1 protein-coding gene is annotated in these 1,700 nt (G+C 69.5%); it reads left to right on the top strand.

Annotated elements, in window-relative coordinates:
• Positions 1–115 precede the first annotated feature (115 nt).
• On the top strand, positions 116–1,700 hold a 1,585-nt coding region (locus CCO02nite_RS15535; protein ID WP_146844085.1), incomplete at its 3' end, for an IS1634 family transposase.

Below are 1,700 nucleotides of genomic sequence, written 5' to 3'. Positions count from 1 at the left end.
CCTGACTCGTGCCACTTGATGGTTCTCGGGAGGGCGGCAGGCCGTTGACGTGCGGGTTCGTCCGCGGGGGCGGGTGGATGTGGTCACTAAGGGGAGGGCGTGGAAGCCTGCCGGGGTGGCCTCCAGGTTCGTGCGCAAGGTCCGGACCGCGTCGGGTGCGGTCGCGGTCCAGGTCGTGACCCGTCGTGGCCGGGTCGTGGAGCACGTCGAGCACGTCGGCTCGGCGCATACCGACGCCGAGCTCGCGGTGCTGCTGCAGGTCGCCGGGCAGTTGCTGGCGCCCGGGCAAGGGCTGCTCGACCTGGGCGAGGTCCAGGCGGTGCCGGTCCGGATGGACGACGTCGCGGACTGGACCAACGCCGCCGGCGCGCCGGCCGTGCTGGTCCCCGACGTCACGGCCGGGCCAGGGTCCGCGGCGATGCGTGTGCGCGCCGGTGGCCGGCTGGTCGGCACATCCGCGGACCTGCTGTGGACGGTCTTGGCCAGCACGTATGCACGGTTGGGGTTCGACGTCCTGGACGACGAGGGGTTCAAGGCGATGGTCCTGGCGCGGATCATCGAGCCGACGTCGAAGGCCGAGGTCGTGCGGGTCCTGAGCGAGGTGGGTGCCCCGTGCCCGTCGTTGCGGACGCTGTTCCGTTCTCTGACGCGCTGCCAGGCCCGCGACTACCGCGCGACGATCGCCCAGGCCGCGTGGGCTCACACTCTGCAGGCCAGGGGCTCGGTGGCCCTGGTGATGTATGACGTGACGACGCTGCACTTCGAACGCAGCGACGAGGACGACCTGCGCAAGGTCGGGATGAGCAAGGAGCACCGGGTGGACCCACAGGTCCAGGTCGGTCTGCTCGTCGATCCGCGCGGGTTCCCCCTCGAGGTGCACCTGTTCGAGGGCAACAAGGCCGAGACCAGCACGATCGTGCCCGTGCTGGAGCAGTTCAAGGCTCGCCACCAGGTCAGCGACCTGGTCGTGGTCGCCGACGCGGGGATGCTCTCGGCTGCCAACCTCAACGCGATCCAGGACGCCGGGTTGCGCTTCATCGTGGGCTCGCGGATCACCAAGGCGCCCTACGACCTGGCCGAGCACTTCCAACGGCACGGCAACTACTTCACCGACGCTCAGGTCCTGGAGTCGGCGCGCACGATGGGCACCGGCAAGGCCGCCCGGACCCGGCGGGTGGTCTACCAGTGGAAGTTCGCCCGCGAGAAGCACGACAACAAGGCGATCAACGCGATGATCACCCGCGCGCAGAAGATCGCCCAGGGCCGCGCACCGCTGAAGAAGGCGCGGTTCTTGAAGATCACCGACGCCGTCACCGAGTTGGACCAGGCCACCATCGACCGCGCCCGCCAGCTCGCAGGACTCAAGGGCTACGTCACGAACCTGACCAGCGCTGCGATGGACGGCGCCGGCGTGATCGCGGCCTACCACGACCTGTGGCAGGTCGAGGCCTCGTTCCGGATGACCAAGGACGACCTGGCCGCCCGTCCCGTGTTCCACCACCAGCGCGAGGCGATCGAGGCGCACCTGACCGTGGTCTTCGCGGCCCTCGCCGTGGCCCGTGACCTGCAAGAACGCACAGGGGTCAGCATCAAGAAGATCGTGCGGACCCTACGAGCCGTGCGCACCGCGACCATCGAGATCAACGGCCAGCGGCTCACCTACGACAGCGACCCCGTCCCCGAGGTCACCGCCATCCTCG

The organism is Cellulomonas composti (assembly GCF_007990245.1).
Classification (GTDB): Bacteria; Actinomycetota; Actinomycetes; order Actinomycetales; family Cellulomonadaceae; genus Cellulomonas; species Cellulomonas composti.
This window is presented reverse-complemented; position numbering and strand designations above follow the sequence as displayed.